Source organism: Salicibibacter kimchii (genome assembly GCF_003336365.1).
GTDB lineage: Bacteria > Bacillota > Bacilli > Bacillales > Marinococcaceae > Salicibibacter > Salicibibacter kimchii.
In genome coordinates, this window is sequence record NZ_CP031092.1 from 2400616 (window position 1) to 2424291 (window position 23676).

The 23676-nt window shown below is 44.5% G+C and carries 18 protein-coding genes and 3 pseudogenes; 15 read left to right on the forward strand and 6 right to left on the reverse strand.

The genetic code is table 11. From position 1 onward, the window contains the following. Window positions 1–49: 49 nt before the first annotated feature. A complete protein-coding gene (locus DT065_RS12230; RefSeq protein ID WP_160112533.1) occupies window positions 50–352 on the forward strand; it encodes a YtxH domain-containing protein in 303 nt (100 codons plus the stop codon). Between the two features lie 10 nt (window positions 353–362). On the opposite strand, the gene DT065_RS12235 is transcribed toward DT065_RS12230, so the two are convergent. Both DT065_RS12235 and DT065_RS18945 read right to left on the reverse strand, forming a co-directional pair. Next, entirely contained in the window at window positions 363–893 is a 531-nt protein-coding gene (locus DT065_RS12235; RefSeq protein ID WP_114373802.1) for a hypothetical protein, read from the reverse strand. Window positions 894–997: 104 nt separating this feature from the next. Beyond that, the gene (locus DT065_RS18945) at window positions 998–1150 is read right to left on the reverse strand and encodes a hypothetical protein (RefSeq protein WP_160112534.1); all 153 of its coding nucleotides are present in this window, start codon (window positions 1148–1150) and stop codon (window positions 998–1000) included. A 153-nt stretch (window positions 1151–1303) separates the two neighbouring features. Between DT065_RS18945 and kynU the strand changes: the two genes are divergently transcribed. The 5 genes from kynU (at window position 1304) to DT065_RS12260 (ending at window position 6860) form a co-directional block, all read left to right on the forward strand. After that, window positions 1304–2575 carry a kynureninase gene (gene kynU / locus DT065_RS12240; protein ID WP_114373805.1) on the forward strand — a complete coding sequence of 424 codons (1272 nt, stop codon included), beginning with the start codon at window positions 1304–1306 and terminating at the stop codon, window positions 2573–2575. A gap of 1 nt (window position 2576) precedes the next feature. Further along, entirely contained in the window at window positions 2577–3254 is a 678-nt protein-coding gene (kynB, locus tag DT065_RS12245) for an arylformamidase (RefSeq protein WP_227002580.1), read from the forward strand. Beyond that, entirely contained in the window at window positions 3232–4065 is an 834-nt protein-coding gene (kynA, locus tag DT065_RS12250) for a tryptophan 2,3-dioxygenase (protein WP_418314553.1), read from the forward strand. Before kynB ends, kynA begins: the two co-directional genes overlap by 23 nt. Window positions 4066–4363: 298 nt before the next feature. Further along, window positions 4364–5809: a DHA2 family efflux MFS transporter permease subunit gene (locus tag DT065_RS12255; RefSeq protein WP_114373813.1), complete on the forward strand. Its 1446-nt coding sequence runs from the start codon at window positions 4364–4366 to the stop codon at window positions 5807–5809. A gap of 289 nt (window positions 5810–6098) precedes the next feature. Beyond that, window positions 6099–6860, forward strand: coding sequence for a hypothetical protein (locus DT065_RS12260; protein ID WP_114373816.1), 762 nt, complete (start codon window positions 6099–6101; stop codon window positions 6858–6860). A 256-nt stretch (window positions 6861–7116) separates the two neighbouring features. Here DT065_RS12260 and DT065_RS12270 read toward each other — a convergent pair. After that, window positions 7117–7688, reverse strand: a pseudogene (locus DT065_RS12270) (MOSC domain-containing protein). Window positions 7689–7994: 306 nt separating this feature from the next. On the opposite strand from DT065_RS12270, the gene DT065_RS12275 reads away from it, so the two are divergent. Beyond that, window positions 7995–9368, forward strand: coding sequence for an FAD-binding oxidoreductase (locus DT065_RS12275; protein WP_114373822.1), 1374 nt, complete (start codon window positions 7995–7997; stop codon window positions 9366–9368). 84 nt (window positions 9369–9452) lie between these two features. Here the strand turns inward: DT065_RS12275 and DT065_RS12280 are convergent. Further along, window positions 9453–10520 (reverse strand): annotated as a pseudogene (locus tag DT065_RS12280) (RNA-guided endonuclease TnpB family protein). 526 nt (window positions 10521–11046) lie between these two features. Here DT065_RS12280 and DT065_RS12285 point away from each other — a divergent pair. Beyond that, on the forward strand, window positions 11047–11664 hold the full coding sequence (locus tag DT065_RS12285) for a YkwD family sporulation-associated protein (RefSeq protein ID WP_227002582.1): 618 nt from the start codon (window positions 11047–11049) through the stop codon (window positions 11662–11664). A 187-nt stretch (window positions 11665–11851) separates the two neighbouring features. Here DT065_RS12285 and DT065_RS12290 read toward each other — a convergent pair whose 3' ends face one another. Beyond that, window positions 11852–12142 carry a hypothetical protein gene (locus DT065_RS12290; protein ID WP_114373828.1) on the reverse strand — a complete coding sequence of 97 codons (291 nt, stop codon included), beginning with the start codon at window positions 12140–12142 and terminating at the stop codon, window positions 11852–11854. A 304-nt stretch (window positions 12143–12446) separates the two neighbouring features. On the opposite strand from DT065_RS12290, the gene DT065_RS12295 reads away from it, so the two are divergent. The 4 genes from DT065_RS12295 to DT065_RS12310 all read left to right on the forward strand — a co-directional run bounded on the left by DT065_RS12295 (window position 12447) and on the right by DT065_RS12310 (window position 17538). Further along, window positions 12447–12899: a MarR family winged helix-turn-helix transcriptional regulator gene (locus tag DT065_RS12295; protein ID WP_114373830.1), complete on the forward strand. Its 453-nt coding sequence runs from the start codon at window positions 12447–12449 to the stop codon at window positions 12897–12899. 35 nt (window positions 12900–12934) lie between these two features. Further along, window positions 12935–16204 (forward strand): efflux RND transporter permease subunit, encoded by a 3270-nt coding sequence (locus DT065_RS12300; protein ID WP_114373833.1) that lies wholly within the window; start codon window positions 12935–12937, stop codon window positions 16202–16204. A gap of 118 nt (window positions 16205–16322) precedes the next feature. After that, complete coding sequence (locus DT065_RS12305) at window positions 16323–16967, forward strand: adenine nucleotide alpha hydrolase family protein (RefSeq protein WP_114373835.1); 645 nt, start codon at window positions 16323–16325, stop codon at window positions 16965–16967. A gap of 223 nt (window positions 16968–17190) precedes the next feature. Beyond that, window positions 17191–17538, forward strand: coding sequence for a universal stress protein (locus tag DT065_RS12310; RefSeq protein WP_114373838.1), 348 nt, complete (start codon window positions 17191–17193; stop codon window positions 17536–17538). Between the two features lie 811 nt (window positions 17539–18349). Here the strand turns inward: DT065_RS12310 and DT065_RS12315 are convergent. Further along, a pseudogene (locus DT065_RS12315) lies at window positions 18350–18661 on the reverse strand (osmoprotectant); the annotation flags it as partial. A gap of 15 nt (window positions 18662–18676) precedes the next feature. Here DT065_RS12315 and DT065_RS12320 point away from each other — a divergent pair. The 3 genes from DT065_RS12320 to DT065_RS12345 all read left to right on the forward strand — a co-directional run bounded on the left by DT065_RS12320 (window position 18677) and on the right by DT065_RS12345 (window position 23589). Next, window positions 18677–18880: an ABC transporter permease family protein gene (locus DT065_RS12320; protein ID WP_114373840.1), complete on the forward strand. Its 204-nt coding sequence runs from the start codon at window positions 18677–18679 to the stop codon at window positions 18878–18880. A gap of 27 nt (window positions 18881–18907) precedes the next feature. Next, entirely contained in the window at window positions 18908–20089 is a 1182-nt protein-coding gene (locus tag DT065_RS12325; RefSeq protein WP_227002584.1) for a M20 metallopeptidase family protein, read from the forward strand. A gap of 1910 nt (window positions 20090–21999) precedes the next feature. After that, window positions 22000–23589 carry a BCCT family transporter gene (locus DT065_RS12345; RefSeq protein WP_160112535.1) on the forward strand — a complete coding sequence of 530 codons (1590 nt, stop codon included), beginning with the start codon at window positions 22000–22002 and terminating at the stop codon, window positions 23587–23589. Window positions 23590–23676: the final 87 nt, after the last annotated feature.

The following is a 23676-nucleotide window of genomic DNA, read 5'->3' on the forward strand; positions in this document are numbered from 1 at the left end:
CGTGAAAAGAATAATGGTAATGATCATAATCTGCAGGAGGGATTTATGCATGAATAGGAAAGATGTTTTGATTGGAGTCGTTATCGGTGCGATGATCGGCGCGATGACAACGTTGCTGACCGCGCCAAAATCAGGAAAAGCTGTGCGAGGAGACCTTCAGGAACAAACGACTAAATTGAAAAATAAAACGGCAGACGCGGCCAACACAGTATCCGAACAATCAAGCCGGGCGAGCGGCCAAGTGCAAGATGCAGCCAGTCAAATGAGCGAAACGACAGCTGAAACAGCAAAACGGTTTTTGGATGAAGTGACATCCTCCGGCAACGAAGATCGAGCTTATGGGAGGGAATGAACGCGTTGGTTTACGTGAAGGTTTCCGATTGGGCTTCCTGCCGTTGGTCCTCCAACCGCTTCAACATGCTTTCGAACCCTTCTTCCGAGCCGTCCCGTAATTGGTGATCAACGGCCAATCTGCATACATTGATCGCTTTTTGAAGATCGCCGTTTTTTTCATGGATACCGATCAATCGTGTAAAGGAAGGCATAAGCGGGAATTTTTCAGGGTCGCGATCCCCATTGAGATTTTCTGTTATGTATTGCTCGATAAATTCCGGAAAAATTTCAATATCCCTGCCGCAGTATTCTTTGCAAAGCCGTGAAGCATGCGCCCATTTATTCCTTTGTCTGTAGTACAAATGGATAAATTGATTGTAGATAAAATGTCGTTCGATAATGGTTTCTGCATTTTTTTCGGCGAGGGATAACATTTTTTCTTTTTCAAAAGGGTCTTCGATATGCATTGCCTCGACCCAAGTGGTTGTTTTATCCGGAACTTCAGGAGAAGGAAGCTCGTTACTGTCCGCTTTCGTTTTAAATAATGAAAATACTCCCATGGCAAGCACCCCTATTGTCATAAGTATAACCGTTGTTCTTCCCATTTGTCCAAATTTGTTTACAAAAAAGCTCCGAAACTTCGGAGCTTGAGGTGTACGTGTATTTACCCTTCGCCTGTTGGGTCTGAATTTGGGTTGGTCATTTGTTCGGTTTCCGCTTGTTTTTGTTGTTGTTCTTGCTCTTGCTCTTGATCAATCTTTTCTTGCTCGATAAGGTCTTTTTCCAACAGTTCTTTAGCTGCTGTAAATACGATCAAATCGTATTCCTCCTTTACTTCGAACTCCCCCTTATTATGTCCCGAGATTGGAAGATGCAAACGCAAACGATTTATTTTCTGAAAAGTATATGTTTTAGGGGAAATGCCGCTCTTCATGTTAGGATTGACATAAAGGGGAAGGGAGCTGTCACGATGGGCAAGTCCTATGCAAAAGCGCGGGAATTGGATCAAAGCGATGCGTTGAGCGGATTTCGCGATGAATTTTACGTACATGATGAAACGATTTATTTTGACGGAAATTCTCTGGGGCTATTATCTAAACGAGCGGAGAAAACAACGCTGGATGCATTGGAAAGTTGGAAACAATACGGGATTGACGGATGGACCGAAGGGGAAACGCCCTGGTTTTATTTATCGGAAAAGTTGGGAACGAAGACAGCTCCGCTCATCGGTGCCCGGCCGAGCGAAGTGGTCACCACCGGGTCTACGACGGTGAATCTTCATCAGCTTGTATCCACGTTTTATCAGCCGGAAGGGTCGAAAACGAAAATTTTAGCGGACGAATTAGCGTTTCCCACCGATATTTATGCGTTGCAGAGCCAATTACAGCTACGGGGATATGACCCGGAGGAGCATCTTGTCTTCGTGAAAAGCCGGGACGGACAAACGTTTCACGAGGAAGCCATCATCGAAAAGATGACCGAGGACATCGCGCTGATTGTTTTGCCATCCGTTTTATATCGAAGCGGGCAAATTCTGCCGATGAAGCGGCTGACCGAAGCCGCGCACGACCGAAACATCGCGATTGGGTTTGACTTGTGCCATTCGATCGGTGTTTTTCCCCACCATTTACATGATTGGGGCGTCGATTTTGCTGTATGGTGCAATTATAAATATTTGAACGCCGGCCCGGGCGCCGTGGGCGGATTGTTTGTTCATCAGAAGCATGGGCACAAAGCGCCCGGTTTGACCGGTTGGTTCGGCTCGCGTAAAGATAAACAATTTGATATGGCACATGACATGACACCTGCCGAAGACGCCGGGGCATACCAGTTGGGGACGCCGCATATATTGAGTGCTGCCCCATTAATCGGTTCATTGGAGTTGTTTGAGGAAGCAGGGGCGGAACGGTTGCGAAAAAAATCCCTTGCACTCACTCGCTACATGATGGAATTGGTGGAAAGCAAACTGCAGGGAATGGGCTTTACGATTGCCAACCCGCGGGAAGATGATCGGCGCGGTGGCCACGTTTACTTGGAACATCGGGAAGCGGCGCGCATCTGTAAAGCATTAAAGGCGGAAGGGGTCATTCCGGATTTCCGCGCTCCCAGAGGCATCCGTTTGGCTCCTGTTCCGTTTTATAACACCTTTACAGAGGTTTGGCACGTGATCGATCGCTTGCAAATGATTATGGAAAAAGAAACGTATAAAAAGTATGAAAATAAACGAGGAGTGGTGGCATAAATTGGGCAAAGGAACGACGTGGATCGATATCTCCCAACCGCTGGATCATAAAATCGCGACTTGGCCGAACGACACCCCGTTTTCCTATGAACGGGCGGTAACAAAAGAGAGAAGCGGATCGGTAAATATCGGGAAGATAGCGATGAGTTTGCACACCGGCACGCATGTCGATGCCCCGTTTCATTTTGATAACGAAGGCAACGGCATCCTTGATCTGGATCTCAATGTATTTATCGGCAAGGCTCGCTTAATTGATGTTACGCATTGCCAAGAAAGTATTGGCCCAAAAGCTTTTGAAGCGTTGGATTTGGAAACGTTTCCCCCGCGGGTGCTATTGCGAACGTCGCTCCCGAATGACCGGGAACGGTTTCCTGAAAAAATCCCGTATCTGGAGCCGGACATCGCTGTATTATTAAAAGAAAAAGGCGTGCGTTTCATTGGCATAGACGCCCCCTCCGTCGATCCGTTGGACAGTAAGGCATTACCCGCTCACCACGCGCTTTTTGAACATGGGATTCACATTTTGGAAAATGTAATGCTCGATCGGTTGGCCCCCGGGAACTATGAATTCGTCGCTTTGCCATTGCCGTTGGCAGACGCGGACGGCAGCCCGGTACGGGCGGCGGTAAGACCATTGTATGGAAAGGAAGAGCATGATGCCGGAAAAGAATCGGAATGAGGAAGATATCCATCTCGATTTTCGGGAGCAGATGACTTACGGCGACTATTTGGATCTCGAAAGCCTCTTATCAAGCCAGCGTCGATTGTCGGGGCATCACGATGAGATGTTGTTTATTTTAATTCATCAAGTACAGGAACTGTGGATGAAATTGATTTTACATGAGCTTCATGCGGCTGTGGCCGCCATTGAAAAAGGAGAATTGTCCGCGAGCTTTAAAATGTTGGCTCGTGTGTCCTCCATTGAATCGCAAATGATCCAGGCTTGGGATGTCCTTTCCACATTGACGCCTGCGGAATATATGGAATTCCGTGATTATCTCGGCAAAGCGTCCGGCTTCCAGTCGTATCAATATCGAATGATTGAATTTGCCCTCGGCTATAAGACCCGCCACGTCCTGGAGATTTACGAAAAAGACCCCGCGTTACATAAGCGTTTGAGCGAAGCACTCTACAAACCGGGATTGTATGATGTGTCGATCCGGGCATTGGCAAAAGCAGGGTTTTCCATTAATCCGGCCATGTTAAACCGGGATGTGACCGAAACGTATGAAGCCGACCCCTCCGTGGAAGCTGCTTGGCTTGAGGTCTATCGTGATGTAGAGAAACATTGGCGACTGTATGAATTAGCAGAAAAGTTGGTGGATGTGGAAGACCAATTGCAACAATGGCGCTTTCGGCATATGAAAACGGTGGAACGCATTATTGGAAATAAAACCGGAACAGGCGGATCCTCCGGGGTCGGTTACCTTAAACACGTACTCAACCATCAGTTTTTTCCCGAGCTATGGAACGTACGAACAAAAATTTAAGTTTGATCCGGTGTAGACCGGCTGAACGCAAGCCAAACAAAAAAGGGGAGGCTCCTATTTGTCAGTGCCTGACAGCTGCGGAGCAAACATGAATGACCCATAAGACCCGTCTCGCTAGCTATCTCAAGGCGGGGTTTCATAATGACACACTCCCTAACCTATGGCGGGTTAACATTGGCGTGATTTCATTCAATCAGTAAGCGTGGAGATTCTTTTCCCGGACGCAGCTTTTCATTGCCGATTTGTCCATATAGGCGTATAATTGCCTATTAGTCTCTGAAAAATTGTGGTGGCCTTTATGAATCCAAATGAAAATTACAATAGAGTTTTGATCGCAGGGCTGTTAATTGCCGGTTCTTTTATCGCGGTTTTGAACCAGACGTTAATGATCACGGCTATTCCCCCGATCATGGAAGAAATGAATATTACCGCGAATACGGCCCAATGGCTCACAACGGTGTTTATGCTCGTCAACGGGATTATGATTCCGGTTTCCGCATTTTTGATTGAAAAATTTACGACACGGCAACTTTTTTTGACGGCAATGGCTGTTTTTACCCTCGGAACTATACTCGGTGGGTTGGCGACCAACTTCCCTTCATTGCTGATGGCGCGTATCATTCAATCCGCAGGCGCAGGCGTTATGCTCCCGCTTATGCAAACGGTTTTTCTGCTCATATTTCCAGTGGAACGCCGTGGCACAGCTATGGGCTATATCGGGCTGGTTATTTCGTTTGCGCCGGCGATCGGACCGACAATCTCAGGCTGGGTAACGTCCAATTTTGAGTGGCGTTTTTTATTTTGGGGGATTTTTCCGTTAGCCATTATCATGATGATCGTGGCCTATTTTATCATGCGGAATGTGACCGAACGTAAAAATCCAAGCGTTGACCCATTATCCATTATTTTATCTAGCCTTGGTTTTGGCGGGTTGCTTTACGGCTTTACGAGTGCCGGTAATTACGGATGGGGGAGCCCGATCACCCTTGCCGTTTTGGCTGTCGGAACAGTAGCAATCGTGATTTTTATTTTGCGACAGCTTCGCATGGCGCATCCGATGCTGGAAATGCGTGTTTTTCAACAGCGAATGTTCACCCTTTCCACGATCATTTGCTCGATTGGGTTTTTGGGATTGATTGGTTTAGAGACAATCATTCCATTGTATTTACAAAACATGCGCGGATTTACAGCCATGGAAGCGGGGCTCGTATTATTGCCGGGTGCTTTGCTTTCCGGATTGATGGCTCCGATTACGGGCCGCATCTTTGATCGGATCGGCGCAAAGGCACTCGCGATTCCCGGCCTTATATTGATGACGATCTCGACGTTTGCTTTTCTTTTCGTAGATACAACCACTTCACTCACGTTTATCGCGGTGATGTTCGCGATCCGCATGTTTGGGTTTTCCATGGTGATGATGCCCGTGAATACGGCCGGGTTGAACACGATGCCGCCGAAGCTGATCCCGCATGGGTCGGCCGTTACCAATACGATGCGGCAAATGGCGGCATCGATTGGGACGGCGGTGCTGGTGACTACAATGACAACGACCGCGCAGGTGAGTGACGGAAGCCCGAACATCGCCTACCCGGACATCTTCGGTGCAATTGTTTCCTTTGGTTTGATGGGGCTTTTGACTGCGATCGCGTTACTGCTCGCTTTTCAATTAAAGCGAACGTACCCGCCAACAGATGAAGAATGGGATGCTGAACAGCAAGGGAAAGAACAGCGGAAGACGGCTTGAAATGATGGTTTGTGAAGGAATGGAGAAAGCCAGGTTTAATATATCCCTGGAACGTATAAAACGTTGGTTGGGGGGGTAAGATTCAATGCACCCTGCGGAGGGGAAAATCGTTGAATAGAGGTACGATGGCAGACCCAAGCACCCCGCGGAGGCAGAAGCCGCTTACCACGGGTGCCATGGGCCCCGCCCCCCCCCCCCCCCGCTCATGGAAAGCCAAAAAGTAATCATACATACGTTTTAAGGACGGATTCATATCAAACAATTACTTACATTGGTGGTTATATGTCTTATGGTTGGATGTGGGAATGAATCGTTTGACGAAGAAACGTTTGACGTTTCCGGCAAGAATGAAATAAAAGAAGCATACGAAAACGGGGATCTTGAGGAAAAAGTTTTTGAGTATGAAGAACGTTTTTCCCAAAATGATTACGCCGGTGATATTCACGCAGAAAGCCAGACGGCATTTGTGGAAGGTTCGGATGACAGCAATGTGTTAGTATCCGCCCCGCACACAACAACACATATACGTGATGGAAAAATTCGTGATGCGGAAATTTACACGGGGTCCATCGCGCTTTTGATTCAAGCGTTCACAGGGGCTCATGTCATTTATAATGTATATGAGGGCGAGGATGCGAATCATGTCTTTGGCGGTCTGTATAAAGAAAAAATCGGTGACATCATTGAGGAATACGATGTGGACCTCGTGATCGATGTACACGGGGCAGGAGAAAATTGGAATTTCGACTTGGAAATAGGGACGGTCCATGGGGAGGCCGCTAATGATGAACGGGTGGATCTTCTCCAATATATCCTTGAAAACAATGAGATGCACAACATCAACAGGAATGAGCATTTCCCTGCAAGCGGGGAAGGAACAGTCACTTATCAAAGCTGGCATCATTACCGGACGGAAGCGATGCAATTGGAAATCCATCGTGACTACAGGGATCCAAGGAATGACTTTGAATCTTATTTCGAAATGTTAAAATCCCTTGTTCACTTCGTCGCTAATGCCGATTTAATCAATAATCCTACTGAAGAACGTTGAGGTTATACATGTTGTCCGTATCCCTCGGCGTTCTTCTTTTTGCATGACCTTTAAAAGCACCGATCGATCTTTTTTGCTACTCTTATGAGGGGGTATGTCATCAGTGATCAAGGCAGGAACGGATGTAACGCCTGCTTTCTCTGCTTCCTCAATGCGATCTTGCTCTGTGCCGAGATGTACATTTTCCGTGTCAAATTTGATTGGAGCCAAAAAGTCGCAGGAAGCCAGCTGCTCGGCCAGTTCCAGATTTTTTGTATCAATATACATAACCTGATTGCATGCATTTTACAGTCCATTCCGGATATGGGCGTTCGATCAACTCCAAGTGGACGCCTGCTCGCACGTACCCCTCCTGCAAAACACAGTAATACCATCCGGTTCTGCCGCTGTTTTGAATTCTTAACGCGAGATCCAGGGTTCGAAATCTTCTTGCCGGTTTCCAACAAGGGCGTCTTGGCTGGGAGACTTGAAGCAAGGCATCGCCAAGTCTGTACGTATCCCCATACAGACGGAGGACTCATCCATGTCAACGACAGCCAAATTTTCTCCCATGCCACCGATGTCAATGGTATTCAGATTCAAATCTTTTTTCCAATCATCGTAATGCTTGATAGGATAAGCAAAAATGGCTTTTTCCGGTCCGCCATGATTTTTTTTATCGGCGATTTCATCCCCTATAAGTCCGGTTTCGCCTGCCCAAGTGCGTCTCCCTGTTTCTGTCTTGAAAATACCGCTTTCCCACGGCTTATCCATGGAATTTGTCGCATTTGGATCCCCCATTCGCTTGACTTTTCCGGTAAACAATTGACGTACAAACGGTTTCGTCATTTATCTCACCTACATTTTTATCTGTCGTTTATATTTTACACAGCTTTGTTACGTTCAATCCTGCTATAACTTTGATGCATCAAACCTAATATAACATTAATAGGGAATAGTCAGGTTGATAAATGTATTGACTGCTCGATTATATGTTGCGTATACTTCATTTACGTTAGGGTCATCTTGTGTAGCTAAAATTATGGGAGTCGAAGGTAACTTAACTCAATTTTCACATGATACCTAAGCAGGGTATTTTGTGGTAAAACAAGCAACTGATTGTAAGCCTATTTTTTGTTCTGGAGGGATGAACGTATGTCCAGCCCGTTTGGATCATTACAAGAATCATTGAGTATACCGCAAGTGACAACGAACGAGACGCTGCGTGAGTTGCATAGCAAAGATGAATCTTATCATGCACCTGTAAAACCTGAAATTGTCGTGTACCCTTATAATGCGCAGGATGTCAGTGAAATTATGAAAATCGCAAAACATTATCGCAGGCCGGTATATCCATTTGGGGTAGGTTCAAGCCTTGAAGGGCATGTCATACCGACCGAAGATGGAATTTCAATAGACTTTTCAGAAATGAATGACATCATTGAAGTGAAAGAAGAAGACTTCCTTGTCAAAGTCCAGCCAGGTGTGACACGTACCCAATTGAATAAGGAACTGAAAAAATACGGACTCTTTTTCACTGTTGACCCCGGTGCTGATGCCACAATCGGAGGCATGGCTGCAACGAACGCAAGTGGCACAAGTTCTGTACGTTACGGGGTTATGCGTGATCAAGTTCGCGATCTCGAAGTTGTTCTTGCTGATGGCTCAATTATCCATACCGGAAGCCTTGCGGCCAAGTCTTCATCCGGCTATAACTTAAACAGTCTGTTCGTTGGCTCAGAAGGCACGCTTGGCTGTTTCACGGAACTGACTATAAAAGTCTCCGGCATTCCTGAACATATCGTTGCCGGTCGGGCTATTTTCCCTTCTGTTGATGATGGGGTGGAAGCGGTTGTTTCAATTCTGCAGGCAGGAATACAGATCGCCCGCTGTGAACTCGTCGACGAGCCTTCAATTGAAAAGGTAAATGCATTCAGCGATACGAATTATGCGATCAAACCGACGCTGTTTTTAGAATTTCACGGTAACGAAGCCGGCCTTAATCAAGACGTTGAATTTACAAAGGATATCGTTAATGAACATGGGTGCAGCGAAATTGAATTCGAACAAGATACGGCTGCTAGAAATAAGCTGTGGGAGGCTCGTCACACTTTGGCTTACGCGTTTATCCACGATGCACCCGGGAAGAAGATGATGACTACCGATGTCTGTGTACCGATTTCCAAACTTGCAGGAGCAATCAAACACGCGCGCAAGCTTGTAGATGCTTCGATGTTTGAAGGCGGAATTGCCGGACATGTCGGGGATGGCAACTACCATATCACACTTATGTTTGATCGTGGAAACGAAGAAGAGATTCAAGCCGCTGCCGCTTTAAACGAAGAAATTGTTAAATACGCCCTTGCTGTTGGTGGCACCTGCACCGGCGAGCATGGGGTTGGAATTGGGAAGCAAAAATATCAAGCGGAAGAACACGGCGAATCACTATTTTTGATGGAAAAAATCAAGCAGGCTCTAGATCCGGAAAGCAGGCTAAACCCATTTAAACTTGTCCAATTAAAAAATTAACACGTACTATAACGCCTTCCATCCATTTCTGTTTTGAACGAGCCTTTAGTTCAGAGGTGTGCCATCCCCTCGTCCTGTTTCGTTCTATGCACCTTTGGTGCATATGTACCTTACAGGCGGTGTTGCTTTTACCACAACACAGGTTTTAAGATGCTTTCTTTTGTTTTTTGGTTCAGAAATACCCGAAATCGCTTTTGAAATGTTGATCACCGCATTCAAGTCTGCATGCGTTTCGTACCCACATTTCTTGCACCGGAACGTTGTGCCGTTACGGTTGTTTTTGGATTTATGTCCGCACTTACACGTCTGCGATGTGTCGTTTGGAACAACATATTCCACTACGATGCCAGCCATTTCAGCTTTATACTGGATAAACTGCTGCAATTGATAATGGGACCACCGGTGAAGATGACGTCCTGCTTCTTTTTTTGATTTTGCCGTATGCCTAATACCGGTCAAATCTTCCATTCGAACCAAACGAACACCGTTCGCTTGGGCAACACAACCATTTGACGGCTGATTTTGTGGTTGACATTTTTCATCCATCGAGACTCTTTGTCCTTGGATTTGATGATTGCATTCAAACACTTATTTTTTCCCATTTGCCTTCGGATAGAAACGAACTTTCTGCGGACAAAAGCCGTTTCATTCCCCTTGAAAAATAACGATTCTATTTAATCCAACATCAACCCCCATCACCTTCGGTGATCGTGGTCCCACTTTTGGTTTTTCGGGTTCGAAAGAAACCGCTACAGAAGCAAACCAACGGCCACGCTTTTCGTACAATTCGGTAGCGCCTTGTTTCGCCTTACCTTCTAAAATTCTATCCAGCCAATGCTTTTGGTATGTTTCTGCTACAACAGGTACGCCGACCCTTTTTTCTAACGTAGGAAATGAAATTTTATACAAAGCATTTTCTTTTTCAATTTTACAAGTTTGATTGTTGAATCCACACCAAAAAGAATGGAAAACCTTCGCTTTTTGATGCTTTTTCTTGGATTAAACCGCTCTTATGGTTTGGTTTACAATGGCAGAAGGGAATGTTTCATCTGAAAATGACTTAAAATGATTCGAGGTGGCTTTGTTTAAATCTTTCCATTCAAGCAACCAATTAGCGAACGTTGTATTTGTTTCCGTCATTTTTTGATACATGGATGCTTTGTTTTTGGTTGGTTTTAATAATGCAAGTTTTAATGAAATTGTGGCATATGATGCTCACCTCCCAATCTCATGATACCAACACATGTTTGGTTTGTCGCGCTATTTATCCCGGAAAGAAGCGATTCATCCCACATCTAAAAAAGTGAGCTTTCTCGCTCTAAGTTCTGTAACGTACAATAAATTTCTTACCCCCTTGTTCAAAGCAGGTTTTTGTTTTTTACGAAAAAAATTCTCGCTTAGTTTACCATTTTTTAATCAGGCGCTTGTCCTCAATTTTGCGCACATCCCCCGCTCTAAGCGATTTTTCTGATATAATCGTTTATACGAAACGGCATTTCCGAAACGTATCACCAAGTTGTTTTGCCTCGGATAGATGAGAATTGAAGCCATGTACGAGGAGCCAAAAGACGCAGGGGATATGTTGCAAAAAGTACAAAGCGTAGGGAGAAAGGCACGCACAAACCTGAAGGGATAGGGGCGTTATACTATTCGGAAGTTATTGTTCATAGCTTTCTCTTTGGTTTTAGTTTTATCAGCATGCACTACGAACAATGGAGAATCAGGTCAGTCAATAGAAACTGAAGAGATAAAAGAATCGATTGATGATCTTCTCGAAGAACTGCAGGAATCGATTGATGAAGCGCGGGAAGATTTTGAGGAAGAAAATGAACCCCAACAGGATGAAGATGAAGAAGAACAGCAAGCGGATGACGGTCAGCAAAAAGAAGTAGAAAACGACCATGAGCTCACAAATGACGAGCAAGAAGTTATAAACCTGACAAACGAGGAGAGAGAAGCAAACGGTTTATCTCCCCTGGAATTAGACACTGAGCTTGCAGAGGTTGCAACGGTGAAATCCGAGGACATGCGGGATAACGATTATTTTTCCCATCAGAGCCCTGTTTATGGGTCTCCGTTTGACTTGATGGATGAGTACGACGTTGATTTTAGGATGGCCGGGGAAAATATCGCGATGGGACAACAAACCCCGGAACAAGTAGTGGAGGGGTGGATGGACTCGGAAGGACACCGGGAAAACATTCTTAATGAAGGCTTTACCCATATCGGCGTAGGTCACGTTGATCAAGACGGCCCCGGCGGTGGATACTGGACGCAAATGTTTTTGGGCAGATAGAAAAAGCGTATCCAAGGATCATTTACACGAGAACTTTTTGTCAAAATAAAACAGCCGAAACCCTATATACATTGGGGTTTATGGCTGTTTTTTGATTCGTCTAACTGCAAAGTTCTTTCCAGTCATCACTCATGCATCGGATGTAGCTTCAGTTGGCCTTCCCTATAGATTGCTAATGATATGTAGCTTATCGATCTTTTCCGGCCTCGATCATAAGAAAAATGGCGGACAAAATGTGAAGAACCATACCGGCCCCAGGTATCCAGCCAACTGCAGAAGCTATAATGCCAAGAATGTGACCTGTTTTTTGACGATTCTCTTTAGCAGCGAAGATAAGACCGACAATATGAAGAATTAACATTGCAATTAAGGGGATCCAGACAAGAGAAATAATCAGCGTGCCCCCAAGCACCGGAATTCCCAAGAGGGCTTCCAGGCCTCCTGTTACCCATTTTATAATTCTACTAGGCAAATCTATTCACTCCTTTCATTTGATTAGTTCATTTTATTCATAGTTACCGAGATTTATTATACTCACTTTTATACCTTTATTCAACAATTTGAGCATATATTGTTGAAATTTCACGAAATATCTTTATGAATGAGGTTCGAAATTTCCTATGATGCAACAGAAGCCGTTGTTCATTAAATCTTCACAAACGTTAAGTCTAAACATAGATGGCTGCCGGTAAACATGTTACTATGTAAAAAGTTAATTATTCGATAAATTAATTGTTAAGTTTATAATCAATGAATGGACATAACAATGGAGGGGTGTGGGCATGCATGAGCATCAAATTATTTTTAAGGAAATTGTAGAGATGATAAAACGAATTGAGCAAAAGGTTTCACAGCAATACCGGCTACCCACCACCGACATCAGCTTGACGAAAAGGCAAGAATCTATGTTGATGTATATTTTCTCCAATGAACACGCGACTGTCTCTGACATCGCGTTACATTTTGATATTTCTCGGAGCGCCGTCAGCCAAGCATTAAATAAACTGGAAGAACAAGACATTATTGTCCGTTCGATCAATCAGGAAAATCGCCGGGAAATAAGCCTATCTTTAGGAGAAAACGGTGAAGAGCTTCATCGTGAATATAAAAAAATAGAAGAAATGATTATCCAAAATTATTTTTCCGAAATGAAGATTGAAGATTTGCGACAAGTTCGTGATATTACGCGTAAATTTCAAGACATGATCGTTGAAGAAAAGTTTGAACATCAATAAATTACCTTATACACCTAGAAACGGAGGCTTGAAACGTGAAAATATCCAATTTTTCGATCCGAAAACCAAAATTTACAATTGTGATCATGCTCTTATTCTTGATTATCGGCATAGTTTCCCTCACGCGGTTGCCACTTGACCTTTTTCCTGAAGTAGAAGCTCCTGTGGCCGCGGTGGCGACAAGTTATGAAGGGGCCGGTCCGGAAGAGGTCCTTAATGATGTGACAGAAGAACTGGAAGGGGAATTGTCCGCTACTTCCGGTTTGGAGGACATGCAGTCCCAATCGGCTGAAGGATCCTCGATTATTATTATGGAATTCAGCCAGGATACGTCTCTTGATGATGTTGAAACAGATATTGTTTCGACAATTACACAGGCAAACCTCCCGGATGATGCCGGACAACCGTCGTTCATTCAATTTGACCCTTCCATGCTCCCGAGCATCCAGCTCGCCGTCTCCGCCAACGGCGATGAGGTTGGTGATTTTCAGGATGACGCGCTGGATCTGCGACAGGAGTTGTCCCGAGTAGACGGGGTTGCAGACATCAATGAAGCCGGCTCCCTCACCGAATTATATGAAGTGACGCTCGATCAGGACGAGTTAGATGACGCCAATGTGGAGCAAAGTGACATTGTGGATATGATTCAGGGTCATGATGTTGCTGTTCCCGGGGGCGTTGTTGAAGATGAAGATCGTAATATTACCACGCGTGTATTAAGCGAATTGACGGACCGGGAGGACTTGGAAGAGCTTGTTGTTTCCCTCGACCCGGAAACCGGAGACGACATCACCCTCGATGACGTTGCCACTATTTCTTTTACAACGGAAGATGAAGATGCTATCACTCGAGTGAACCAGGATGCAGCCATGCAGTTCAGTGTCATGCAAGAGTCCGATGCGAATACGACGCAAGTGGAACAGGCATTCAATGATGAAATGACGGAGTTGCTGCAAGAGGAGGCTTATGAGGATTTATCGGCCGTCACCCTTTACAGTGAAGGAGAATTTATTCAAGACGCGGTGAATAATGTCGCCGTCATGTTAGTCAGCGGCGGGGTCCTCGCGATGGTTGTCCTTTTTGCCTTCTTACGTAATTTGAAAACCCCGCTTATTATAGGGATTTCCATGCCGTTTTCACTGATTGTCACGTTTGCCCTTTTTTATTTTGCGGATATGAGTTTAAACATGTTAACGCTTGGGGGACTCGCGCTCGGTGTAGGGATGTTGTTAGACAATTCTATTGTCGTGATCGAGAATATCTATCGTCATTTATCGATGCGAAAATCTCCGAAACAGGCAGCCTATGAAGGGGCCAAAGAAGTGGGAACAGCCATTACGGCAGCAACGCTGACAACGATCGCTGTCTTCCTCCCCGTTGTATTTATCACGGGACTGGTTGGAGACTTATTCGCTCCTTTGGCTTTAGCGGTGTCCTTTAGTATACTTGCTTCCTTGTTTGTCGCGCTTACCATCGTACCGATGATTGCCAGTCGAGTGTTGCGCATGCCATCGGAAAACACGGAGGAAGAACGTCAACAAAACTCTCGCCTTATCGGTTTTGTGGAGAAGGGAGCAAAATGGGCGCTCAGGCGTCGATTCGTTGTCGTTACCCTCACATTGTTCTTTTTTGTCATTGGCGTATACGGGCTGACAACCGCCGGGCTGGAATTTATGCCCGATGCTGATGAAGGATCATTTATGGTTGAAGTCGAACATGACTTTGGCACCCAATTGGACCAAACGGAAGAAACCGTTGCAGAAATCGAAGAAGAAATTGACGATCATCCTGAAATCGACCATTACATGAGCACGATCGGATCCAGTGCCATGGAGGAAGGTTTAAGTGAAGAAAGTCATATTGCCGAGATTATGGTTAACATGGTACCGGTGAACGATCGGGATATGAATTCAATGGAATTCTCGGAAATGGTGGAAAGTGATCTTGAGAACATCGATACAGATGCCGAAATAGATGTTAATGTGATGTCTCAGGCAGCGATGGGAGATCCGAACACTTTCGTCTTCTCGATTAATGACCCCGATCGGGAACGTCTGGGGGAAACGGCGGATGATCTTGTAGATGAACTGGAAGAAGAAACCGAAATTAACCAGGTGGATACCAGTTTGGAAGACACAGCTCCGGAGTTGCAGGTACTCATTAATGAGGATGATGCTAGAGAGGAAGGGCTTGTCCCGGCTCAAATTGCCGAAAGTGTCAACGCCCAAACCATGGGTGTAACAGCGACCACCATTCAATCGAATGAAAATAGCCTGTACGAAGTGAATGTTCGTGGCGAGGACGAACTCACGGAAAGCGTCGAGAATTTTGAATCGCTTACGATCCAAAACGAAGATGGCGAAAGCATTTCTCTTTCAGATGTAGCCGATATCGAAGAAGGGGAAGAACCCGCGACCATCGAACGTGCGGATGGAGTTTCTTCGGTTGAATTTGATGTTACCTACGGCAGTGGATACAATTTGGGGGATATATCCCCGCTTGTCGAAGACGTTGTAGCCGATTATGAACTTAATGACGAGGCCGAATTCGTGGTAGGCGGAGACCAGGAGATGCTGGATGATGCTTTTAATAGTATGGTGCTTGCGTTCGTGCTGGGGGTTACTTTTGTGTACCTTGTTATGGTTGCACAATTTGAATCCTTCAAGTATCCGTTTGTGATCATGTTTACGGTTCCGTTCTTTGTCATTGGTGTGATGCTGGCACTAACTATTACGCAAACCCCCGTGAGCATTGTCGCCTTGATAGGGATGCTTGTCCTCACCGGGATCGTCATAAACAATGCCATCGTGCTCGTCGATTATACCAATCAGAAAAAAGAAAAGGGAATGAGAGCCTACGATGCCTTGGTTACATCTGTCAGAGACCGTGCCCGTCCGATTTTAATCATGGCGATCAGTACCATTTTAGCAGTCACCCCGCTCTCCTTGGGAATCGGGGAAGGTGCGGAAATTCAACAACCCATGGCAGTTGTTGTCATCGGCGGATTGATCAGCAGTACGTTTCTGACACTCTTTGTTATCCCGGTGATCTACAGCTTTGTGGACCCTGAGATTCGCAATATGAACAAGAAGTATGTAACAACGGAAGGAGACATTGTCTACGCGAGAGATTTACCTCCGAAACAGGAGAAGAACAACGAGGTGGATTCCGGTGAAGATGCAACAGAACAAGAAGAAGCGCAACCGGAAGAACATTCTTCTGGTGAACGGGAAAAAGCCCTCTCTGAAGAGGACATCTTGGATGGATTAGAAGACCTTCTTCGACGCAGGAAACGAGATAAATAATGGTCATTGAGCGGTTCCCTGAGATATTCAGGGAACCGTTTATGTCACGCCTGGAAAATGGTTTTGAAAATGTGGTATTCTTAGGCTTATCATCACCGTGGAAGGGAGCAAAGCATTCATGGCTCAAGAACGAATTCTTGTATGTATCAACTATGGACAGCAAGGTGAACGATTAATTAAAAGAGGGGCATCCATTGCGGAGAAATGGGATTGCTCGTTGTTCATTCTCGTTTTTGACGCTTTACCGGAAGAGGATTACAGAAATGATAAAAGCGTAGACATGCCGATTTTCCAAGAACTCGCGGATAAATATAATGGAGAGCTTATCATTGAAAATAGCCATGCGCATGCTATCACGAAGGTGATTACAAAAACGGCAAAAGACCTCGATGCGACCCAAATCATCGTCGGACAAAGGACGGAGAATATCTGGACGACGTTGATCGGGGGATCCATCATTGATATTCTCCTTGAAGAGGTTCCTGAAGCAGACCTGCATGTCGTTCCCAAACCTCGGGCCGATGAACCCGAAGATTGGGATTTTGAACTTGGGGTAACCGCTTACCTGGATCAGCAACCCGATGGCACGTACGAGTTAAGCTTTAACCAAGATGAAGACACTGCTCATGAAGGGATTTTTTTCAAACATTTAAACACAGATTTCAACAACGGCATCTTCGCTTTAGAAGACGAAAAAAGAATTTATGAAGTTCGAGTCAAAGAAGGCATCGTGTCTAAATTAGTGGATATTGATGAAGAATAGCGGTGTTTGTTTTATGGATGCAAAAGAAAAGATCAACGTTATGAACAAGACGTTCCTGAACAGGGAGCGTCTTTATTTTGGAAACAAGTTTTAATGAAAAACAGATCCCGGCCTTTTACATAAAGAAAAAATGCAACGTAAGGGTAGAATAAGTAAATAAGAATGGAAGACGTGCACGAGGGATTAAAAACACAACGCACATGTAATAAAGGAGACGAGTCCCATGTACGAACACATTCTCGTTGCCGTTGACGGCTCTGAACAGTCTGATCAAGCATTGAAAAAAGCGATCAACTTCGCCACCCATCACAATGCCGCTCTCTTGATCACCCATGTGATGGATACGGCCAACTTTGATTTTCCCGTGATTGCCGGTTATGTCCGGAAAGAACTATGGGATCAATACAACAAGACGGCTGAAGATCTGTTGGATAAGTCAAAAGAAGAAGCAGAAACCCTTTTGAAGAGCGAGAGCCCTCGTTTTGAAATTCCCGAAAAAGTGCCGAAAGAATATGGCATAGACTTATTGATGGTTGGAGAACGTGGAGGAAACACAACGGAAGACGAATGATTATTGGAAGTGTGGCAGGATGCTGAACACCTCGTTGATCGCCAGGGAGACGGGTTGTCGCCTCCCTGACTTCGCTTTCCGCGAACGAACGGTCAAGCCCCCTCGCGCAAGAAGAGCGTAGAATGGCTGAAAAAAGATACCCCATCAGTTGTTGCACCAACACCTGGATGTTTTTTGATATTCCCCGCTCTATGTAAAACAAGTGATGAGCCCAGGGTGTGGGGTGATAAGCACTAGCGCGGGAGCCAAAATAAAAAGGCATCGGCATGGGAAGGGGGGGTAGAGCAAATGCCGAAGACAGGACGGCATTGGCATGAAACGAAGGAAAAGGGACACTCGGAAGCCGAAGCATCCTTGGTTTCGGCATGAAAAAGGAAGCGAGGCGCAGCAACTATGCCGAAGGAAGGAAAGCATCGGCATGAAAGAAGAGCATAGGAGTGCTGGGAAGCCGAAGCACGCATCCGATTCATTAATACACCGAAAACTGCTCATGACTCAATCAAATTGAACGTTGGTTTAGTATTTCTAGCCAAGCCTCCTCGCGCAAGACGAGTACTCCGGGGCCTTAGCTCGTCCGTTTTTCCGCAGAAGTTTTCGCCATTGTAGCGCCATCCTTCGCAATTTGAGCGTAAGGCGCAAGCGTTTAGCAGTGAGGGATCGATTTTTCTAGGATTTTTTCTCCTGCAAATCAGGCGAAACCCCTTGGAACAAACATCAATTCCAGGGCTTTCGGAATGTCGGAATCGATAAAAAGCGTTTCATCATTTTCAGTCATCAAATCTTCTACTCTCACCTGTTTTTTAGCTTTGTTTAAACGATGGTCCCCAATAAAATCGACGGCAAAATCACTAACTGGTTCACTAAGCAATTCGTTAGGCGTGCCTTGTTGTTCGACTTCCCCTTCTCTCATTAAGATAATTTGATCCCCTATTTTTAAAGCCTCATCAATATCATGCGTCACAAACACAATCGTTTTATTGATTTCTTTTTGTAAACGTACAAGTTCGTCTTGCAATTGCTCACGACTGATTGGATCAAGTGCACTAAACGGTTCGTCCATCAAGATAACTGGCGGCTCCGCGGCAAGCGCGCGTATAACGCCAATCCGCTGTTGTTGACCCCAACCGCAGGTTTTCGGGTGGCAGCCGTCGTAGCGATCGGCGTTGCGTCCATTGCCCCATTTGTTGGTGGCGATGGGTTAGGACGGGAGATTGTCGCCGGTATTAACGCGCGTGATGATGTGCGTATATACGCAGGTGCTATTCCCGCGGCCGGCATTGCCATTATTTCTGATCTTTTGCTCGGGAGATTAGAAAAGAAATCAAAAACGAGAATTGGTTAGTGTGTTTAATATTAGGAGGACGAAGTCGTGGAAACAAGTATTTTTGCAAGACTTGAAGCGTTAAAAGAGGAAATGATAGTCATTCGTCGCGATCTACACATGCATCCCATAATTTCCCATAAAGAAGTAAGGACACCAGAAGTTATCGCCGAGTATTTAACGAATCTAGGGTTAGAGGTGAAAACAAACGTAGGTGGACGCGGAGTTGTCGGGATTCTCAGAGGAGCTAAACCAGGAAAAACGGTTGGCATTCGTGCCGATTTTGATGCATTACCCATAAACGAAAAAAACGATGTGCCTTATAAATCGAAATTTCCGGGCGTGATGCATGCTTGTGGTCACGATGCCCACACAGCGATTGCGTTAGGTCTTGCGAAAGCATTTAGCGAATGGAAACATGAATTAGCTGGTAACATCGTATTTATTCATCAACATGCCGAAGAAGCTGTCCCCGGAGGGGCGAAATATATGGTTGAAGACGGCGCACTTGAAGGTGTCGATGCGGTCTTTACCACTCATATGGAGAATGCCTATCCTGTTGGCAAAGTCATTTATCGTCACGGCTATATTATGGCGTTTTCTGACCGTTTTGAAATTGAGGTGATTGGACAAGGTGGGCATGGGGCCTTTCCTCATCAGACGAGCGATGCTGTGATGATGGCTTCTCAGCTCGAGAACCAGTTACAAACGATTGTTAGTCGTAAAATCGATCCATTAGACTCCGCTGTCATTAGTATTGGCTCCATTCATGGTGGCGAAGGCGCAAATACGATCGCAGACTCTGTTATTTTAAAAGGAACAATACGAACATTTTCTCAAGAAGTAAGAGAGGCTGTTATTCACAATGTGAAAAAAATAACTGCCGCCGTTACAGAAGCAGGGGGAGGGACGTATCGGCTAGATTATGAAGAAGGACACCCGGCGACGTGGAATCACCCCGAAGAGACCGATATCATTGTTGATAGTGGAAAAGCTGTCGTCGGCAAGGAGAATGTTACGGAAATGCCACCACAAATGGGTGGAGAAGACTTTTCTCATTTCCTCAATAAAGTTCCAGGTTCATATTTTTTTACAGGATCAGCAAATGCAGAGAAAAGGATTGTCTACCCGTATCATCATAATCAATTTGATATTGATGAAGAAGCCATGGTTATCGGAGCGAAGACATTAGCGAAAGCAACCATTCTCTATAACGAAAAAAACAACTAGTACAACGTACCAGAAATTCCTATGCGTTCAAAGCAGAGCAGCAAGTGGACAAAACGTTTGTTAAACATTTGTTCTCCGTGTTGATTTGTCATCATAGAACCGTTTTTAAAAATCACCCGGGATTTTGCTCGATATTATATAAACGTTTGAAGCACGTGTTCTAAAGGAATTTTATGGCTGATCTCGCAGCGTTTTCGACGGATAAACGTTCGGCGCAGGAGACGCGCGAAGCGCTGGGGCTGACCTAGCCATGGACGTCATCGTTGAACCTTCAAACATTTTGGTATATCGAACGACGAATTGTATTTGATCCAAGAAGCAAACAGAACAAAGAAAGGCATCGAGGAGATTTCGAGACAGCAAAGATTGAACCTCGGAAAAACAGTGGCAAAGGAACCAAATGAATAGAAGCCTGGTACGTTCCCGTGCCTGCTTCGGCTCCCCAGCACAGCGTTGCTCTCTTTTTATGCCGATGTTGCCTCCCCTTCGACATGTTCCCTCCTCGTTGCCCTCTTTCCATGCCAATGCCATGCATACTTCGACTTGCGCACACGGCATCGGCCTCATTTCATGCCGATGATGTCCTTCTTTCGGCAGTCTTGCTCCTCTTCGCTCGCCTTCCATGCCGATGCCGTATATGCCGGATTGCAATCTAGGTTCGTCGTTTATGTCGATGATCGAACGCGTGTCCACTATTCGTATCTATTGGATTACTCAGACCTTTTTCAAGATCCGAGAGCAGGGAAAGCATTTCTGAAACATACCACTAGGACTGAAGGCACTTCATTATGATGTGGGGTGTCTTTTTTTACGGGTGGCAGCACATACGCTGAACGGTGCAAGCCCAGACGTTTCATCTTGCCGTCGTTCAGCGTAACAAATGTTGTACTAAGTCACATGGCTGTTTCAAAAGGGGAGTCAGGGTGAATGTGATATCCCCATACCAACGTCCTCAGTGACACTGGGTTAAACGTGAATAGGTTGTGTGAGCTTGGCTTTTTCTATTTATAATGTCACGTATATCTTTGTAGCAAAATGCGGAAAGTTTCCCCTCTTGCGTGAAACGTATAATCATAGCGAAGGCTTGTTTGCCACTTGTATTTTTAGTCGTAATCTTCTACCATAGTAACCGTCTGGATGGTTAGCAAAGTTGGTTGGTGCTAAGCAGGCACATGAATCAAAGCTGGAGATGAGATGTTGGGAATTGAAAAAGCAAAACTTTGCTTGTGAAGCGGATTCCACAAAAGCCCTAAACAAATGTATAAGGTTGATCACGATTTCAACACATGCCAAGGGCATATCGTGGCCCAACAACAAAAATGTAAACGAAAATGATGCAGAAAGCCAAGAGGAGGTGAGGCACCATCGTTTATCGTGACCCTGTCTTGAGTGGCAATCCAAATCGGCTTCTGCGAAGAATAAAACGCCTGGATGAACAAGCTTCAACCCTCATTTTAATCACAAATGTCAAAAACAAAAGCGGGTTGTCTGATGTCGATATGCTCAAAGACTATAAAGGACAACAGGTTGTGGAAAGCCGGCTTCGGAAAAAAACGGTTAAACCCACCGTTTATCTCCATACAATAATCGCCCCAAGGTGACGAAAATCATGAAACTGCTCGAGATGAATATGGCTATCTATACCAACCTTCCAGAAATAGAAATAATGTCGAAATTTCAAACCCGTAATCGATAATGCAGACTTTTTTTCCTTCAAGATCGAAAATTTGTATAACGATATCGCATTGAATCGAACACCATCCATTTCATCGAAGTTTGCCTGTGCAATCATAGGGGTGTTACATGGAATATGTTGAAGGATTAAGAGCGCGTAATCTGAGTTACTTAATGAGGGTAACGTTACATACGATCACTTTTTAAAATATTATTTTTTGAAGGGAGTCAACAACGTGAAAAACTTGAACTTAGATCACAAAATACTCTGGCCTGTTTTAGTAATTTTATTGCTAGTATTAGTACCTATTGGGATAAATCCTTCGGCTGCGGAAAATATTGTAGGCACAACATTAGATTTCATCACTAGTAATTTTGGGTGGCTCTATCTATTATTTCCTTTTGCGATACTTGTTTTTTTTATTTGGATACTTTTTGGGCGATTAGGTCGAACCAAACTAGGGGATCCCGATGATAAACCAGAGTTTTCAACTTTTAGTTGGTTCGCAATGATTTTTACCACTGGGATAGCTGCGGAAATTATGTATGAATCTATAATGGAACCATTACATTTTTTTAATGGCCCCCCTTTTGGCATAGAGCCAGAAACATTAAGTGCAGCAGAGTGGGCTATTCCTTATAGTTTTTTCCACTGGGGTATTCTCACATGGGCTATTTATGCTCTTCCCAGTATACCTATAGCATATGCCCTTTACATAAAAAAGATACCTTATTTAAAACTTAGTGCTGTGTGTAGACCTATATTAGGAAAACATTCCGACGGTATAGTTGGTAAAATCATCGATATTATAACGATAGTTGGTTTGATCGGGGTGGTAGGAACAAGTATAGGTTTGGTAGCCCCCATGGTAGCAAGATTTATAGGCGAGTTATTTAATATTCCTGTAACATTTGGTCTATTAGTCATTGTTATCGCTCTTTGGGTGATTATATTTGGTACAAGTGTGTATGTTGGACTTAATAAGGGGATTAAAAGACTATCAAATTTTAATATCATTCTCGTCATAGTAATAACTGCTTTCGTGTTTATTGCAGGTCCAACAATCTTTATGTTAGATAATTCCATACACAGCTTAGGTACAATGTTAAGTAATTTTTTTCAAATGGGTTTGAATCTAGACCCCATCCGGAATGAAGGATTTCCTCAAACATGGACCGTTTTTTATTGGGCTTGGTGGATTGGTTATGCAGCATTGATAGGTTTGTTTACCGCCAGGGTTTCAAAAGGGCGTACGATAAGACAGATGATATTGGCCCAGTGCCTCTTAGGTCCGGTGGGATGTTGGGTATTCTTTAGTGTCTATGGTAACTACGGATTGCATCTTCAGCTATTCGAATCAATCCCATTAACTTCAATACTGGTTGAAGAAGGAGCGACTGACGCTGTAGTGGCAGTTATGAATTCATTACCTTTTAGTACAATCATAATAGCACTACTCATTGTAGTCTATCTGATATTCTCTGCAACTACCTTTGACGCCGCTTCTTTTATTTTAGCTTCCATGTCCAGTAAGAAATTGGATAATATGGGTCAGCCTCCCCGTATCCAAAGGTTATTTTGGGCATTTGTACTTGGTTTAGTAGGTATATTCATACTATATATAGGTGGACTAGAGGCAGTTCAGTTAGCTTCCGTTGTTGTAGGAGTTCCTATGATTTTGGTTTTTGCTTTGGTGACCATTTCTTTTATTAAAACTGTCAGAGAAGATTTTGGTAAAAACAAATCGACATATACTAAAGGGAATCAGATAGCTGATCAAGAAGAAGATATTTATGTTGAAAAGGGGCGTAATATAAATAAATAAAAAGATTAAGGAGTATATACTTTATCCCCCTATAAGTTCAAATAACCTTGTCTAGTATTTTATTGACAACAAACCGGAAAGACGGTT

What these genes read in the sequence shown, in the direction of transcription:
- DT065_RS12305 (WP_114373835.1), top strand. Translation starts at nt 16,323, where the DNA reads ATGGCTCAAGAACGAATTCTTGTATGTATCAACTATGGACAGCAAGGT.
- DT065_RS12310 (WP_114373838.1), top strand. Translation starts at nt 17,191, where the DNA reads ATGTACGAACACATTCTCGTTGCCGTTGACGGCTCTGAACAGTCTGAT.
- DT065_RS12230 (WP_160112533.1), top strand. Translation starts at nt 50, where the DNA reads ATGAATAGGAAAGATGTTTTGATTGGAGTCGTTATCGGTGCGATGATC.
- DT065_RS12255 (WP_114373813.1), top strand. Translation starts at nt 4,364, where the DNA reads ATGAATCCAAATGAAAATTACAATAGAGTTTTGATCGCAGGGCTGTTA.
- kynA (WP_418314553.1), top strand. Translation starts at nt 3,232, where the DNA reads ATGCCGGAAAAGAATCGGAATGAGGAAGATATCCATCTCGATTTTCGG.
- kynU (WP_114373805.1), top strand. Translation starts at nt 1,304, where the DNA reads ATGGGCAAGTCCTATGCAAAAGCGCGGGAATTGGATCAAAGCGATGCG.
- DT065_RS12260 (WP_114373816.1), top strand. Translation starts at nt 6,099, where the DNA reads ATGGTTGGATGTGGGAATGAATCGTTTGACGAAGAAACGTTTGACGTT.
- DT065_RS12295 (WP_114373830.1), top strand. Translation starts at nt 12,447, where the DNA reads ATGCATGAGCATCAAATTATTTTTAAGGAAATTGTAGAGATGATAAAA.
- DT065_RS12275 (WP_114373822.1), top strand. Translation starts at nt 7,995, where the DNA reads ATGTCCAGCCCGTTTGGATCATTACAAGAATCATTGAGTATACCGCAA.
- DT065_RS12235 (WP_114373802.1), bottom strand. Translation starts at nt 893, where the DNA reads ATGGGAGTATTTTCATTATTTAAAACGAAAGCGGACAGTAACGAGCTT.